The sequence below is a fragment of the Vibrio sp. 811 genome (assembly GCF_033339195.1).
Genome location: NZ_JAWOUB010000007.1, coordinates 12,420 through 28,166 on the forward strand (window position 1 = coordinate 12,420; position 15,747 = coordinate 28,166).

A 15,747-nucleotide genomic window follows, 5' to 3' on the forward strand; every position below is an offset into this window, starting at 1 on the left:
GGAAGGATATGTTTCGCTCATCCGTAATTAAGAATCATCGAGGGCTCCTATCTGGTTTCGTAGTGCTGGTGGTCATTATCTATTTCTTAGAGTTTGCACTAAACACTCTTACAACAAATAAATCTGGTTACTACAAGATCCCCACTTACAACGATAAGGGCATTACCCGAATAGTTCCTCAGGTCCCATTAAGTGACCGTCTTTTTTCTGACTCTGAAGTTATGGATTTTGTAACTGAAGCTATGTACAACACACTCTCTCTATCTTTCGATAGTTATGAATTGTCTATGACAGAATCAGCATTACTATTCTTTACTACTTCTGGCTGGAAGTCATTCTCAAGCGCAGTTCAAGAAGCAGAAATTTTATCAACCATTTTCTCTAATAAAGAAATTATTGAGTTTTACCCTACCCGAGCGCCTTTTATGGAATTCAGTGGCACAGTTGACGGGAAAATTGATGGAAGATTCACAAAAGATGCCTACTGGGTATGGCGAGTTAAAGTTCAGGGCAAGATTATGAAAAAATCTTTGAAGGTTAAAGACGCAACTGAAACTGAGCTCGAGGCTATTCAGAATCAAAGGCACCAGGCCGCTAATGTAACTTTCTGGCTTGATTTACAACGTGTGCCAAAGGGTAAGGGGGCAAGTGCAGTTAAGATCATAAGTTCTTCTAATTGGGATGTTGATTGGTTATGAATATTCCACGACTTATTCGCATACTTAAATTCGACTGGCCATTTGTGCTTGCTATCGTTTTATCTGTTTTAGCTATTTTTAAACTTTCCGATTTCAATGAAGAACTATTAGGGAACCCGGATAGAGTTTTTCTTTATTCTGATGGTAATGGTGGTTACACAAGGGCCTTTGTATCACGTGACCCACGCTATACAGACGAGAAGGTTGTCAGGTTTCTTCGTCGTATGGTGAGCTCATGCTATACCGTCGATTATAAAACCGCTCAACACCTAATGAACGGTGAACGCGATAACGATTATGCCAACTGTATTGAAAAGCACTTTGCGCCAATAGCCGCCACATCACTGTTCAATGTTTATCCTACTGACCCTATGATTGAGGCGATTCTTATGTCAGAAGGTAAGGCTAACGTTGTTGTTCCTTACGATCCTATCGTTACCTTAAAGAACAAACCTGGTAAGCCTTTAGTTTGGGTAGTTGAGGTTCCGATAATGGTAACAGTCCAATCGGTATCAGGAGACCAAACAACCTCATTCATTGCTCACTACACAGTTCTACCTGAACCTAGAGCGGATAACGCAAGTTCATTACTCATCGACAGGGTGGTTTTTAGATGAACGTTAAAGACCTATTCAATTTTATTAGTACAGCTTTGGGGAAGACTCCGTTAACAGGAAGACAAAGTTCGAAGTCTACTGAGGATAGCTTTGTTAAAGGGGATACCTTTAGTTGCCAATCAATACCCTCCAGCGAGGTTAACCGTAACCACGATGCCGTGTTTGAAACAGATAAACGTCATAATTTAATCTATGACAATTTTAAGTCTGTCCAGCGATCTCCATACTACGCTCTGGTTTTATTTTTCTTAGCTATTGTTGCATTTTTATACGCCTTGAACCTGTTCATAGATACCACAAAGATTACTTCAACAAACTACTTTATTGCATCAACGACAAGTGATACTGCTGTATACCCAATACCCACAGATAAGCATATCTTGCCGACTAAGGACCAAGAAAGAAACCCTGGCGAAACTTACTCTGAAGAAGAGTCAGAAGTATTAGTTCGTGAATATCTAGTTGATAGCCTTAAAGACTGTTTTTCAATGAACTACTTAAATGCAGCAACAGTACTGTCTAGGTGCAAGTCCAACCATTTGGACTCTGAAACAGACACCCAAGACATATTTATTGAGCTTCTAAGAGCAAGTAACTATATAAATATAATGAAGAAATACCAGACTTCTGCATTACTCCACGTAGACACAAGCTCTATTAAACTTTTGAACAAAGCAATAGCTCAGCGTGAAGCCGTACCTGGCAGCGGCGTTATGCGTAGCCGCGCTGTCTGGATTTACCAACTTAAGATGCATTATACGATGGAGAAAGTTTCTGTCTCTTCTCCCACCTTGTGGCAAGTTGAGATGATCAGAGAATCTGCTTTCAACAAAGAGTTCCCTGTTTCTATCTTCAAAATACGCGATATCGAGTGAGTGAACATGAAAAGTCAAAATAAAGAGCTTCAAGTTAACCCGAGAAACTTTCAACCGTCTTTGTTGCAAAAAAATTTACATAAATCACGCAAAGGAAAGTCAAAAACTAAAAAAGCGTTGGCAAAAGCTCCAAACTACTATAGAGACCTTTTTCAGCCAATTGAAGGGGTCTTTAGCCGACCTTCATTTGGCGAGTTTCAATTCACTTACTGTGGATACATGATAGCTAACCAGCGTGAGGGTGTTCTCAATATCTATGTACCACAAGAAACAGACTCCCCATTACTAGAGTCACTCGAATCATACGGGTTTTATCTATGTAAAAAGTACCCTATTTCTGTACCCAATAGCTCTAGATCCTCAAGACTTCTTATGAAGCGCTATCTTTCAGAAAAAGTATCAGATCAGCAAGCTGTGGAGACAATAATGCAGTTAAAGATCATGCTAAATGCAGCAATAAAAAAACAACAACAAAGTGAGGATTTAGATATATCGGCAATGCCTAGCCTCAGTCCTACAATATTTAAGTCACTAAAAGATATCGGTATAAATAAGCAATCAGAGTTAAGGAAGGCAGACTTAAATGTTTTGTTCCATAAGATCAAAAGTGGAAACTCGAAGAGCTATAAAGGGGTACGCTTGTTATTTCAGCTACATTGCTTAAGAGAGGATACTCAAGTTCCTTACTTATCTAACGATACCAAACAACGCTTAGTTGATTCTTATAATTTTTTCGCCAAAATTAGAGGATACGCCCCTCTGACTTATATGTTTTACAGCTAGAAAATAACCTTGCATTAGTTTCTTTCGACATGCAATTAAACCATCAGTTACAAGGTAACCAGTCGCTCATTAGGCCTCTATTTATTAGTTAGTTTCAAACAGCAATAGATGTTGAATGTATGTAATTCTCCACAAAACATATGGTGACGTTAGCTAGGTATCGTTCACCATACTACAAGTGCTGATTCCCTCATTAACTCTATATTTTAAATCCTTCGATTCTAGTTTCCTTTACCTCTACTGTTAGCTTGGGGTGTGGTAACTGTCCTCTAGCCAGCATTTGAATAGGATTTCCTGTTCGTTTTGTAGTGGTTTCTTTATTACTTTTTTCATACGCTACTTTGGGTGATATTGAAGACTCCCAGTAAAGAAGGTCTACTGGAAGAGCGCATAGAAATTGTAGAGGTTTCCGTGTCTTGAACTCACCGTGAACTAAGCGCCTTTGTGCATATGAGTAAATTAGATCCTTTTCTGCACGAGTGGTGGCCACATAGAATAGCCTAAGCTCTTCATGAACATTGTCTTTCTCATTACCTTTGAAGTGTGCTTCTTCTTCGCAGCCAATGACATATACACGCTTAAACTCTAAGCCCTTACTAGCGTGTTCTGTCATTAACTGAACCGCACTAGCCCCTTGCTCACCAGAATCCACCAGCATGTTAAGTTCTTTGATACAATCATGTAAGTGTCCATGAACCTCAGTGAAAGCAAAAAGGCGCTTTGTTAAGGTAATGACGTTTTGCTCTCTTTTATTAACTTCTGAGATTACTTCTGCTGTCATCTCTTGAGTTTTATACTTCTTCTTAGCGTTATCTATAATTTTGGGTTTGAACAGCTCGACCCAGATTTGATGCAAACCTTCCTCTAAGCCAGAAAGTACTTCTCCCCACTTATTTCTCAGTTCAGAATCACTAAGTTCATAGTTATTTATTTTTGCTAAGTCAGTGATTGAACCGCATTCGAACAATGCTTCTTTGATAATTGAGTGGCACTCCAACAAAGAGGCAAATCCAAGCTTTCTATCTTGAGATTTTACAGTTCCATACGTGGTCATGTACTTACAGTATTCAATAACTGTTAGGTTTTTATCAATGAGCTTTTGGCGCATAGTTACGCCCTTAGTTTTAAGGCTTGCTGCATCAATGACACGTGAAGCAGCCATAACATCCTTCTCATTAGCACAGAAACGTAGGAATGCACTCCAGTCCTTTACTTCTTTACTATCAAAGAAATCCTTGTCGCCAACAACTCGGTATTCTACCCCATGCTCAATAAGTTGAGCTTCAATTGGGTCTTTGATTACTTTTGAACGATACAGAATGGCAATTTCTTCTGGTTTTAATTCACCAGATTCGATAGCCTGTTTAATCTCATTGGCTGTCGTAATTGCCTCATCCTTGTCATTGGCAAATTGTCGGGCAATTGGCTTATCACCCTGAATATTTGCCATTGCTATCATATGTCCGTCTGTAACCTTTTGGTCTTCATGCATTAAGTCAGCAATAGCATTGGCCACATTTACAACTTGTTCAGTTGATCGAAAGTTCTCTCCCATCTGAACAATCTTCATGTCTCCGAATTCTTTTTGAGCATTTAGTAACTGACCGACATCTGCAGCCCTGAAAGCATAAATACTTTGTTTTTCATCACCAACCATAGTTAGGTTATTGCCTTGACCAACAATAAGTTTTAACAATAAGCCTTGGACTGGGTTAGCATCCTGATGCTCATCGGCAAGTACTGCTTTAAACTGGTTTTGCAACCAGGTTCTAAAACCTACATCATGTGTGAGAATTTTTACCGCATGGACGAGAATGTGGTCGTAATCAATAGCATTCAGCTCAATCATTCGTCTGTAGTAGACCTTCCAGATACAAACGCAATGGCTTAACAAGGCTTTCTCATCAAAAGTCAGATTTGGGTTGGTTTTGGACTGGTGCTCGAACTCAGACTTAGGACCACGACCATAGGACAAGGATAGCCCCATGAAGTTTTGAACATACTTTGCACCACCGTGCTCTTTTAAGAACTCATAGTCTGAGTTCGATAATGTTTTCTTAGCTGACTCATTTATTAGTGTAAGGGACTCAGTTTCATCCAAGATAACTAAGTCACTCGATGTATAACCGCACTTTACAAAATATGGGTGTTGCTTTTTGATGGCAGGTTTTATGACTTGGTTTAGTGCAAAGGAGTGCCAGTTACAGATAACAGCTTGATAAGCTTTGATACCTATACGTAAGTAAAGACGCTCTAACATTTCCGCAGCAGCTTTCTTGGTAAAGGTTATGGCACAAAGTCGACAGGGTTCCAAGCCTGACTCAATGAATGTCGCGGCCTTCTCCACAATAACGCGAGTCTTACCACTACCTGCCCCCGCATTAATCATGCAAGGTACTCCAGTCGTGTTGACTCCTTCATACTGACTCGCGGTTAATTTCATTCTCATCCCTCCCATTTAAGTGTTTATATATGGTATTTTAATTCAACCTCAAAGTCAACTTTAGTCTATTGTTTTTTGTTGCTAAATGATATATTTCATTTAACGGAGGATTGCGTCTATGTTTGAATTTTTGGGTGTAACAGCAGCTGACGGTCTTGAGCAACTTAAAGAACCGGAAAGGTCTTATTACGAATATGTAATAGAGCATGGCGACACGGGGCTGTACAAAGCCATGCCGTGGAAAAGTAAACGAGATTTACTTCTTACTTACAAAGGTGAGATTGAAGAGTGTACTTTAATCTCTAGCAAGCTAAACAATATACATCCTAAATACATACGTACAATCATGAGAAGCGAGAATGGTTGGCCAGGAGCTGACCAGAAAGCCAAGAACGGTTCTGGTGATTTAGGAATAATACAAGTTAACCCTAAGGTTTGGGATCAAGAGTTTCGTAAGCTTGGTGTGACTATAAACTGGGAAGACGTCAGAGATGATGTATGTGCAAATCTATTTATTGGTGGTGTCATTCTGGCCAGAAGATTAAACGCAACGAATGACATTTTTAAAGGCCTCGCTAACTACCATCGATATGCAACTTCAGACAATAAATATTTTCATTACTCGTACCGCCTGAAAGCAATGAAGCACTTTGCTGATATTGAATCTGAGTATGGTCGTTGGATTTCTCACCGAATACACGCAGTCAATAAACTAGGAGAATAGCCATGTGGGTCGCTATTGCAGAGAAGTCTTCTCAAGCTGAAAAGATCGCATCAGCTTTGAATCTTAGAAAGCAAGGTGGATTATATTCAGGCTTCTACAAAGGGCAAGAACTGATCCTTTGGTATGCCGCAGGTCACTTCCTCGAACTGTCTCCCCCTACAGAGCAAATACAGAACTTCAGTTGGAACGATCCTCGTACTCACGAACGCATCCCTCGCAAGGTTCCTTATAAAGTTTGTCCGGACATACCAGCTCGTGACGGATACCCGGCAAGAAAACCAGGAGAGCGAATCCAATTACTTAAACAGTATGTCGACAAAGCGACTTTAGTCATTGGTGCTACAGACCCAGACCGAGAAGGTGAAGTCATATACCGTAGCATTTTAGATTTCCTTAAATACGATGGCCCATTAAAACGAGTTTGGTTAACAAAGGGGTTATCCAAGGATGCAATACAAACCTCTTTCGATGAAATGGTCGATGCATCTCAATACTACGGCGAATATTTAGCTGGGTCTAGTCGTCGTATGGCAGATTACGCAGCCATGGTTCTAACTGCCACCTACACTTATTACTCAAGAAGGGGAATGCTTGGAAAGTACCTAGGCTCAGGGGATAAGAAAAGCTCAACGACATCTGTTGGTCGAGTTCAGTCGACTGTTGTAGGTTTTACTTACCATCGTCATCAAGAAAGAGCAAACTTTAAATCTGTAACTCACTTTCGTCCGGTACCGCTGATCAGGTGTAACGGCGCTGTAAGTTTTGAAGGCCGATACCTTCCAGAGATAAAAGACTCCGACTATGACTCCCCTATCCCTGGCGTAAAGTGGGATGAAAAAAATCTAGCATCCAAAATATCGCCTGATATGTCTGAGGAAGAAGTCGAGGAGTTAACCATAAACAATAGACCTAAACCTCTTTATATCGACAAATCTATTATGATGGATTTTACGGAAAGGCTTAAGCAAGCGAGCATATTGGATTTAGATATAAATGAAAGTATGGCGACTTCTGCCCCACCAAAGCCTTTATCACTGACCAAACTACAGAGTCTGATTAGCAACGCTAGTGCCACTGATGTCCTCAATGCAGCACAACGCCTATACGATTCTGGTTTTATCACTTACCCAAGAGGTGAAGAACAAGAGATTTCTGACAAAGATTACAATCCTAGGGATATTGCCGACAAATGTACTCAACTAGCAAAATGGGACCAATTTGGCCAAGCCGCCCTTAAAGTCGCTGCCATTCAAACGGGACAAGACGATACCTGCGCAAGTTTCAAACCAAGCTGCTATACGCCAGGAGATAAAATACACGATGCTCTAGCTCCTGTTGTTATACCTAAACCAGGAGAGCTACAGGGGCTAGCTCTTCAGGTCTTTGAAGAAATTACGTCGCATTACTTGCAAGCACATTTGCCTCCATCAAAATATTTAGTTCAAGAAGGGGTTTTAAAATTCGATACCCATGGGCTTTTTGGAGAACCGGTATCTAGTTTCAAGATCACAAAGCGATCTTGTATAGAAACTGGGTGGGAACATTACTTTAAAGGTAAAGAGACCGTCCAAACTATCAGCTTAAACGATTTAGACAAAAGCAATGTTTCAATTCCAGATGTTGAGCTAAAGGAGTCTACTACAACTAAGCCCCCTCTCTTCACTGAGGCCTCACTACTTTTTGCGATGTACCATGCGGCAAAATTCGAGCCTAATCCTATTCTTAGGAATTCACTCAAAGAATCAAAAGGCATTGGGACACCAGCTACTAGGCCAACTCAAATCGCAACTATCTTAATGCGTGAGTTCGTAGCGTATACTAGCAAGGGTAAAAACCCTTCGATTGATATCACCCCAAAAGGGATTGAATTGTATAAGGCACTACCTGATTCATATAAAAGCCCTGGTACTACTGCCAAATGGGAACTCAAACTTTCTGACATGAGTAAACTCCCTCAACGAGAAGCAGAAGCAGCGTCTCTGGAATTTATAAACACTCAAATTGAAAATACTGAAAAGCTAATAGGTTTCCTGAATAAAAACCTGTTTGATAAAACACCAAGAGACGGTGTGAATCCTAACATGCCACTTTCAAACCAAACCAAAGATAAACTTCAGAAGCGTTGTAAAGGGCTCGGACTACCAATGCCCAGACAGGCCTTAGCAAGTGAGGCTAAAGCGAGGCAATGGCTACGAGAGCACCCTTGGTTGGTAACTGACGCTATGCGAAGAAAGATTTCACAAATATGCTCTTTCAAAAAGATCCAGCCGCCAGCGCTTAAAATGACTGACTTTGGTAAAGCTCTAGAATTTATAAAAGCTCACGAAGATGATGTCCCAAGTACTCCATCTAAAAAGTTTCTTGATTACGCAAAACAGTTGGAATCGAAGACTGGCCTGAAAATTCCTTCTCAAGCGATTAGTAACGCCAAATTACTATCTAAATATGTAGAAGAGGCAAAACGTATTAAGAAACCAAGTAAAAAGACTATTGCTGCTATTAACGAGCTGGCCAAAAAGCTAAACGTTAGGGTTCCTGCTAGTGAATTAGAAAATGACGAAAGAGCAAAAAACATACTTAGCCGTATGAAAGCAATGATTGCTACAGCATCAAAATAAGGGGTTCAAGTAGATATGATGAATGATATTCTCGAAAAGTATAATATTCTCGAAAAGTATAAACAGGCGTTCCTAACTTCTGACTTTTATAATGACCAAAAAGTTTTAGCACCGGATGATTTAGTCCCGATGATAAGAGGGTTTCTCCATGCTAATGGGGAAGATTTATTAGTGGACAATCACACTAATATCTCTGCGTTCGCCAAGTCAGTCTTTGCGGAGACCAACCAGGAAAAGTTCGAAAGCTTCTTAACCGAACTAAAGTTACTTGTAGACGAGCTTAATTTAGACTTTAGAGGTTCTGCCGACATACCTAACTATGACAATCTCTCTATTACGCTTAGCTTCGACACAGCAAGCGAAGACCAGATTGATAGATTGATCCGTTTCGTCAGAAATAACCTCACGAATAATTTCCGAGCATCAGGCCAATACCCTTTAGCTGTATGGAAAGCTTTCATTATCTCCTCAGATTGCTGGTCGGTAGAGTTCCGATTCTCACCGAGATGGGAATTTAAAGAAGATATCCAAGGATAGAAGATTTAGAGTTAATGGTGTTAAATGCTGGAGGACATTATCAGTATTGGCAAATCAACTAACTAGGAAGATCTATGCACAAGGTGACTACGATATTAAAAACAAACATTGGGAACGTGGAAGGTTACTTAGATGAGAGCGGTAGCCTGTTTATTCTGAACCCGGCTAAGATTGAAAATCGCAAGCTTGCTCACTTCCTCCCAACACCTTCGCAACGTTCAAAAGATGATGTGGAACAAAACCCGAATAACTACCTAAAGGTCGAGGAACCGAGTGAGTTCGCAGGGGTTTGGGAAGTGAGTGGACCAAATGTAGGAAAAGGGGATGCGTTAAGAACTTATCCTTTTATGTTTAAAAGAGTGAGCCCCCCATCTGAAGGTAGTTAATACGGCACAACTATATTTTGGGTGGTTTCTTAATTGTCAAGATAAATATTTTTAGGTGCGGTTATTTCTAAATCGAATTAACAAACCGTAATTTGGACTTATAGACAGGGTCTTATTCAGTTAGTTAGTGTTCACTGACTGATATTTTGAATTTTGCTTTTTATCCACAAATGATCCTCGAACTGCACCTTGATAAACTTTTTTTATCGCACTATCTTGATACCCGTGAGCTCAAGTAGTTCAGTGCATGGAAGCAAATAGTAGCTGTGCTTAGTTTCTTTCGTGATATTAAACTGGAGCTCAAAATCACTTAAACCCCACCATAGGCAGGGTTTAAGAGAGAAGCCAAATCGAGTAGCTGCAACTACTCATTATGGCTGCTGGGTATCATTCTCGACACCTGACACACGAGACTATAGATCACCAGTAGCCTATTTGGCAATTTTCTTGTTCAATAGTTAATGGTGATTAATATGTACCCACAAAGGTTTATCTATCTGATTATGAGAGTATGGAAAGCAATGGTCTCGGTATTCAAACTCAATCCACACATATGTATCAAAGGGTTAATGTATCTAGTCGAGTTTTTTAGAGACTAAACCATTTGTATGTACACACTTCTTAAGGTGTGTACATTATTTAGACAAAAATGTTAAGTCCGTGTGCTCTAACTTCTTATACACATTTGGGTATTGGGCTCGAGAAATCTTTAAGTTTAAAAGACCTTGGGCTATTTCATCACTTTTAAATTCGGAGAGGTCAAGTTTGCTTTGCAAATATCTACCATAATCAAACATTCTATTTACCTTAGCTTGTAATACTCCCAGCTCAACTAGTTGATATTCCGCATCTTCTCTCCAACTAGGCCTACGGCTCGACTGCTTATTCTCATATTCATTTTCTACTCTAGCGGATAAGTACTGAGTCTTACTTAGTATTTTTGCCATTACCAGAACAACATCTATGTCTGCGTTTTCCATGCATTTTGTGAATATGGCTGTTGTATTGGCCAAATCTAGTTTCGGTGGTACAGGCTTCTTACCTGTTCTTTTCGGCATACCTTTCCAAAATTCAATTGATTCGGTGTAGAAGCTAGCCATCTCAGTTGTGTATTTAGTTAAGTCAGACAGAGTTTGAGGTAACAATGCTCTTGCTGCTAAAAGTTGGCTCTCTTGTCGCTGAACAACAAAGATTGAAACTTTTCTGTTACGCGGGGCAGATTGCTACGTGACACTATAGCAAAGAACTGACAATAAAGATCAAAACTCAATTTCACTCAATAGGCCAACTCAAAGCAAGAAGTAACAATAAAGTTCGAAACTTTTCGACGCTTTTTGTCATAGTTTGTCTTTTGCTGTAGCAAGCTTTTGCCCCTTTCCTTCTTAGAGAAAAAACCGTTCAAATACTGTTAATTAGATTTTCCCTACGAAAACTAATCTGGATGGTCGGTTCGAGCGTTTAAAAACAGAAGCCAGTGAAAGGAAAATTCTCACTGGCTTTGTCGTAGTATTGTGGTTCGAAATACACCTGACTTGTAATAGTTGGCGTCTTTAGCATTAGGTCTGGCTATCGTTTTGTATCTTTGTTCCAAGCGACTTTTTGCCAAGCTCCTCCCTCACGCCACACAATCCCCTCAGAACGACGCCAACAAGACTCATCATTGTTTCCGTTAGGCCACGTGTTTCGCTCCGCAATCATTACCCACATTGGTTCTATGTCAAACTTGCTAACATAGTCATGAAGAGTTTCATCATCAATAACTACTGCAGTTTGATGCTCAAAAGGCTCTTGAGCTTGTATTACAACATCACCATGTATGTTTAACCATTTGCTTGGCTCACTTTGAGACAACGAAAGTTCAAGTTCATCGGCAAACCATTTTTGTGGCATATAATTCGAAAAACCATCAGGAAGAGATTTGTCTAAATGACTTTCCCAATGGTAGTTAACTGTAGGTATTGCAAATGTACATTCTTCAGGCCCGTTCCAAAGAGAGTCTGAAAACTTTTCAGATTCCCACGTATTGCGCCAATATGCTTCGCGAAGGTACGGACCGTCAGTAAACTCCCTCGGTTTAAAAGAGTCAACATCAATACTTTCATTCTCTCTAAGAAACTCGGCTAGCTTTCTCACACTTCCTTTTTTAAGAAATACGCAATAAAGGAATCTGAATTCTTCATATCGCATTCCATGCATGCCGACTCTACGACCTTGATATTTTTCGCTAGAACAATTGAATTCATACAGCACACTCCACGCCTTATTATTTTCATCAATCCTAGAGAGCTTCTCAATCATCGTCAGCGTCGGATCTTCTTCAAAAGGCCACTGCTTCAAATTCTCTTCTGTAACTTCGGGAAGCTCGATAATTGGCTCTACCATCCATTTTTCAAGGTGGAGGTCTTGTTTTACGGGAGGTAATATAGTTGGTTCAATATTTCGTCGAAAGTCATGATGGCTATATCGATAAATACACGGCTTTTCAGCTCCCCATCCGCCTTCAAGAAACCAGTAGTTGTCAGCTAATCGGGCTTGAATTTCGTCTAAAGCAATTCTTTGGTATTTTTTACCTATCCGCTCTAGGTCATTTTCATGTCTTGAGTTACTAGTACCATATCCATCTCTAGGAAAAAGATCTGAGTTCCAACCAAGTTCATAGGCTCTTTTAGTGATCCATAATCTGCATTGTTGTATATCAACCGAATCAAACTCCTCGTAGCCACCATCACGAAGGTAGTCCAACGAAAGTCTTTTCCTCTCGTCTTCACTTAATAAGCTTTCTAAGCGGTGGCGAGCATTAACTATTGCTTCTTCTAGAGCTGTAGCTTCCGTTTTGACAGCCTCATTCTCTGGTTGAGCAAAAAATATAGCTTGAAAATAATTGGGACTGGATGCTTTTTCAAACTCCTCTAGAGCGTCGACGCGCTCAGTGAAGGGATGTATCACTTCCTCTAAAAAAACTCGCTTTAGTTCTTTCTTCGAAACTGGTTTTGGACTACTAAGGGGAGTAGTTAAAAAATTTCGCACACGACCTGGGATACTGTATTTCCCATAGTCCCCCCACTCACTTGAAGCAGAACTAAATATTTCTTTGCCTCCTCTTTCTTCAGCAATTTTCTCTACTTCATCTTCAGTCAGACCAAATATTGGAGGTTCAGAGCCTAGAGGGTGATAGCAGTCTTCTAGGTTAATACCTTCACTCAATGCGTGCTTGCTATTTGCAAGTTCAATTATCCCCAATGCATAGTCTCTAGTAAGTAGTGCTACCGGTGGCTGTTTGTCTGCAAAAACTTTGGCGAAGACTTCATGCGAGTAAACATTTAGACGTTCAGAGCTTTGATCGATGCAACAAGCTCCAAAGGCTGCTGCATAGAGTCGCTCTATAACATACGGATCATCGCAATCGTGCAACTTTTCGAGCAGGAAGGTAAATATGTTTGAGTTTACTAAAAATAGCGTCGTTAGTGCTTTGGTCGCTTGGTCACGCAATGTCTGGTTAGACGAAGATAAGGACCATACCAAAACTAATGACGCTAACTCCAAATGTTTTAAATCTGCAGTGCGACTATGCTTTGATAACGCCCATGAGACAATTCTTTCAACTTGATTGAGTTCTTCTCGCGACGCCCAATTAATCCAACGTGTCCAATGACTATCTCTTTCTGGCATTTGCCATTGCTTCAGACGTTCATGAAGGCGAAGAGCGTTAAAAGGATGGTCAATAGTCATTGAAACTTCCAAGAGTAACCCTAGAGGCTCAACATTGTAGCCATCTAATCGGTTCAGTAATTCTCGCGAGTCATTCGAAAAGGCATCTGCACTCCTCCACTTGAAGCTTTCCGCAAAGCTCTCCTGCAGTGACTGTTCTCTTTCCCAATGTAATTCCCAATCGGGTAGAGTTTTAGCAAATTCTACCCCGAGTTTCTCTGGGTAGATTGTGGATAGAGCGCTAATCAATCCTGTATATTGATAGTGAAGACCATGGTCTGGCTTCCCATCATAAAATAGGAAATTCAGAGGAAAGCCCGCATCGAAAGCCGTATTTAACTGTTCCCTAGACACTTTCGAAAGCAAGGATGTCGCCATGAGGTGATCTTGGAACCTCTGAAATGAGAAGCGCACTAGTTCTGATGGGGGATTAAAGGGATCATAACATTCCGAATAAGGAGGCGGGTCGCGTCTGAATAAACTTGTTTCTATTAACACCTGTAGCCAAGTTTTTCCTTCTGGCGCAGTTCTACCCTTAAAGCTCTCGTCTGCAATTGCTATCGCATCTTCGACTTCTATGAAATCGCAACCATTCATAGCCATCATACTAGCGACTTGAACAACACATTTTTTAATGGAATTTGAAATGGTAGCTGAGTTTGCTGTTTGTATCCCAGTGCGCCAACTCAACGCATCGAGATACAGGGCCATAGTTTGTGATATTCCGTTCAACCCGCGAGGAAATTCCGTAAGTCCTTTAGCATGCAAAGCCTCACTAGTCGTTTTTAGGAATAATGGATTGTTGAATTCTGGCGATAACCATGGTGTATTGGGCCGAGCTATGCCTTTGGTATCAAGGTATCGAATTGCTGCACGTTCCATCTCCTCCGGAGTGGAAAACCCATTTATCCGATATTTAGGAAGTTTTTCGAGCAAACTATCCGGAACCGCATAAGGAAGATACTCATCACGACAAGAGAAAACTGCTGATAGGTAAGGGTATTTTTGAATCGCGTTAACTATTTCCGGGAGATTACACTTCCAGTAATGTGCACCAACACCCTCGTTGATTGCGTCAAAGAGCAGAATGGTCCGCTCACCTTTACGTTCGCCAGCTGTATTCAGGGGGCCCAAAACATCATCGACTGTTCTACCCTCTAGACCACAAATTCCGCCGAATTGCTCCCAAAATACTGACGTCGAGAAACTCTGGCCTAACACTAGGACTGTTGGTAATCCTGCACTAGTTCGCTGCTCTGCAACTTGCCCTAGAATATGAGACTTTCCCGCACCTGCAGGTCCATAAATTAGAGCGCAGCGTAATGACTCTGCTATAAAGTTAGAATTTCTTAGAATTTCTCTTAATGAAAAGCAAGAGGATGAAAGCTCTTGGAGACGTATACGCACATTTTCAAGTTTGCTTTTATCATCCTCTATCAATATACCTTTATCTACCGAAGCGTACTGTCTTTCAAGTTTCCAAACAGCGTCTTGAAGCCGATCTAAAATACTCGTTGCTACCTCAATGTTCCATTCTTCATTTAAGTCGTGTGTAAACGAACCTTTAAGCTGAACAAGTTCCTGCCATGTCTCATTTGCAATTAAAAGTGTGTCGGCATCTGATGCAAGATCTGCTGAAGAGAACTCTATAGTGGGAACTCTTGATTCCTCAAGCTCATTGAATGCGCCTATCAACTGCTCAGTCGTGCTTGGACCTCGAGCTATGGTGTCAAACAAAGATTCAACCGAGACTTCTACGTGATCGTGAGGATTGAAACGGTCATCTAACGCTCGTTTCGCAGTATTAACTTGGTCTTCAAACCAAGAATCGTTTAGTACATCACCTCCAAACCAAAACTTGATCAATGCGGCATTCTCTTTTCGAAGGAGCATTTCTTTTAGAGTAGTTTCGGACCAAAGCTCGAATTCAATGTCAATTGACTTTTCTTCTGCCCAACCTTTCCACTTATTTACTCGCTCATCCCACTTTTCTCGCTGAGATTTACCTTTCGTCCCTCTAGGTGGAGTTAAGTCTTTTGGTATTGCGAAAATATAAGTTTGAAGTTCAGGGTGTACCTTTAACGCTTGTTCTACCGACTCATCCATTTGACTCCATTGGGAGTCACCAATCGAAGTGAAATACTTTGCTTGATAACCAATTTTCCTTCCATTGTTTAGAATCCAAAGAGCCTCTACACCTCCATCTCCTCCACAACCATCATTCGGTTGGAATTCAAGACCATTTTTAGGGTTCTCTCGACGAGCAAGCACACAAATTAGATCTTCAAAGGACTCTCTAGGCCCTTTGTTGAACGCATTTATAGAAGAAAAATCAATCAAGTTTGTATGTCCTTTTCC

The 15,747-nt window shown here is 40.6% G+C and carries 11 protein-coding genes; 8 read left to right on the forward strand and 3 right to left on the reverse strand.

The window, feature by feature from the left end:
• Positions 1-8 precede the first annotated feature (8 nt).
• From R7Q46_RS12795 to R7Q46_RS12810, 4 genes are read left to right on the forward strand one after another with little or no spacing between them, the layout of a single operon-like run.
• Positions 9-698, forward strand: a complete 690-nt coding sequence (locus tag R7Q46_RS12795; protein ID WP_054574978.1) for a DotI/IcmL family type IV secretion protein — start codon at positions 9-11, stop codon at positions 696-698.
• Positions 695-1,315, forward strand: a complete 621-nt coding sequence (locus tag R7Q46_RS12800; protein ID WP_025767073.1) for a DotI/IcmL/TraM family protein — start codon at positions 695-697, stop codon at positions 1,313-1,315. The genes R7Q46_RS12795 and R7Q46_RS12800 overlap by 4 nt, the downstream gene beginning before the upstream one ends.
• Positions 1,312-2,190 carry a hypothetical protein gene (locus tag R7Q46_RS12805; protein ID WP_025633994.1) on the forward strand — a complete coding sequence of 293 codons (879 nt, stop codon included), beginning with the start codon at positions 1,312-1,314 and terminating at the stop codon, positions 2,188-2,190. The genes R7Q46_RS12800 and R7Q46_RS12805 overlap by 4 nt, the downstream gene beginning before the upstream one ends.
• Before the next feature lie 6 nt (positions 2,191-2,196).
• Entirely contained in the window at positions 2,197-2,973 is a 777-nt protein-coding gene (locus R7Q46_RS12810; protein WP_025633992.1) for a TfoX/Sxy family DNA transformation protein, read from the forward strand.
• Positions 2,974-3,172: 199 nt separating this feature from the next.
• On the opposite strand, the gene R7Q46_RS12815 is transcribed toward R7Q46_RS12810, so the two are convergent.
• Positions 3,173-5,416: an ATP-dependent helicase gene (locus tag R7Q46_RS12815; RefSeq protein WP_025633991.1), complete on the reverse strand. Its 2,244-nt coding sequence runs from the start codon at positions 5,414-5,416 to the stop codon at positions 3,173-3,175.
• A gap of 118 nt (positions 5,417-5,534) precedes the next feature.
• Between R7Q46_RS12815 and R7Q46_RS12820 the strand changes: the two genes are divergently transcribed.
• The 4 genes from R7Q46_RS12820 (at position 5,535) to R7Q46_RS12835 (ending at position 9,681) form a co-directional block, all read left to right on the forward strand.
• Positions 5,535-6,140 (forward strand): transglycosylase SLT domain-containing protein, encoded by a 606-nt coding sequence (locus R7Q46_RS12820; RefSeq protein ID WP_025633990.1) that lies wholly within the window; start codon positions 5,535-5,537, stop codon positions 6,138-6,140.
• Positions 6,141-6,142: 2 nt separating this feature from the next.
• Positions 6,143-8,758, forward strand: coding sequence for a DNA topoisomerase (locus tag R7Q46_RS12825; RefSeq protein WP_077284299.1), 2,616 nt, complete (start codon positions 6,143-6,145; stop codon positions 8,756-8,758).
• Positions 8,759-8,773: 15 nt separating this feature from the next.
• Complete coding sequence (locus R7Q46_RS12830) at positions 8,774-9,295, forward strand: hypothetical protein (RefSeq protein WP_077284301.1); 522 nt, start codon at positions 8,774-8,776, stop codon at positions 9,293-9,295.
• Between the two features lie 74 nt (positions 9,296-9,369).
• A complete protein-coding gene (locus R7Q46_RS12835; RefSeq protein WP_025767076.1) occupies positions 9,370-9,681 on the forward strand; it encodes a hypothetical protein in 312 nt (103 codons plus the stop codon).
• A 635-nt stretch (positions 9,682-10,316) separates the two neighbouring features.
• On the opposite strand, the gene R7Q46_RS12840 is transcribed toward R7Q46_RS12835, so the two are convergent.
• Both R7Q46_RS12840 and R7Q46_RS12845 read right to left on the reverse strand, forming a co-directional pair.
• Positions 10,317-10,826, reverse strand: coding sequence for a hypothetical protein (locus tag R7Q46_RS12840; protein ID WP_213899629.1), 510 nt, complete (start codon positions 10,824-10,826; stop codon positions 10,317-10,319).
• Between the two features lie 421 nt (positions 10,827-11,247).
• Positions 11,248-15,729 carry a hypothetical protein gene (locus R7Q46_RS12845; RefSeq protein ID WP_213899630.1) on the reverse strand — a complete coding sequence of 1,494 codons (4,482 nt, stop codon included), beginning with the start codon at positions 15,727-15,729 and terminating at the stop codon, positions 11,248-11,250.
• Positions 15,730-15,747 lie beyond the last annotated feature (18 nt).

Excerpts from the sequence above, each read along its gene's own strand:
- R7Q46_RS12800 (WP_025767073.1), top strand. The coding sequence starts at position 695 with ATGAATATTCCACGACTTATTCGCATACTTAAATTCGACTGGCCATTT.
- R7Q46_RS12835 (WP_025767076.1), top strand. The coding sequence starts at position 9,370 with ATGCACAAGGTGACTACGATATTAAAAACAAACATTGGGAACGTGGAA.
- R7Q46_RS12810 (WP_025633992.1), top strand. The coding sequence starts at position 2,197 with ATGAAAAGTCAAAATAAAGAGCTTCAAGTTAACCCGAGAAACTTTCAA.
- R7Q46_RS12805 (WP_025633994.1), top strand. The coding sequence starts at position 1,312 with ATGAACGTTAAAGACCTATTCAATTTTATTAGTACAGCTTTGGGGAAG.
- R7Q46_RS12820 (WP_025633990.1), top strand. The coding sequence starts at position 5,535 with ATGTTTGAATTTTTGGGTGTAACAGCAGCTGACGGTCTTGAGCAACTT.
- R7Q46_RS12825 (WP_077284299.1), top strand. The coding sequence starts at position 6,143 with ATGTGGGTCGCTATTGCAGAGAAGTCTTCTCAAGCTGAAAAGATCGCA.
- R7Q46_RS12830 (WP_077284301.1), top strand. The coding sequence starts at position 8,774 with ATGATGAATGATATTCTCGAAAAGTATAATATTCTCGAAAAGTATAAA.
- R7Q46_RS12795 (WP_054574978.1), top strand. The coding sequence starts at position 9 with ATGTTTCGCTCATCCGTAATTAAGAATCATCGAGGGCTCCTATCTGGT.
- R7Q46_RS12815 (WP_025633991.1), bottom strand. The coding sequence starts at position 5,416 with ATGAAATTAACCGCGAGTCAGTATGAAGGAGTCAACACGACTGGAGTA.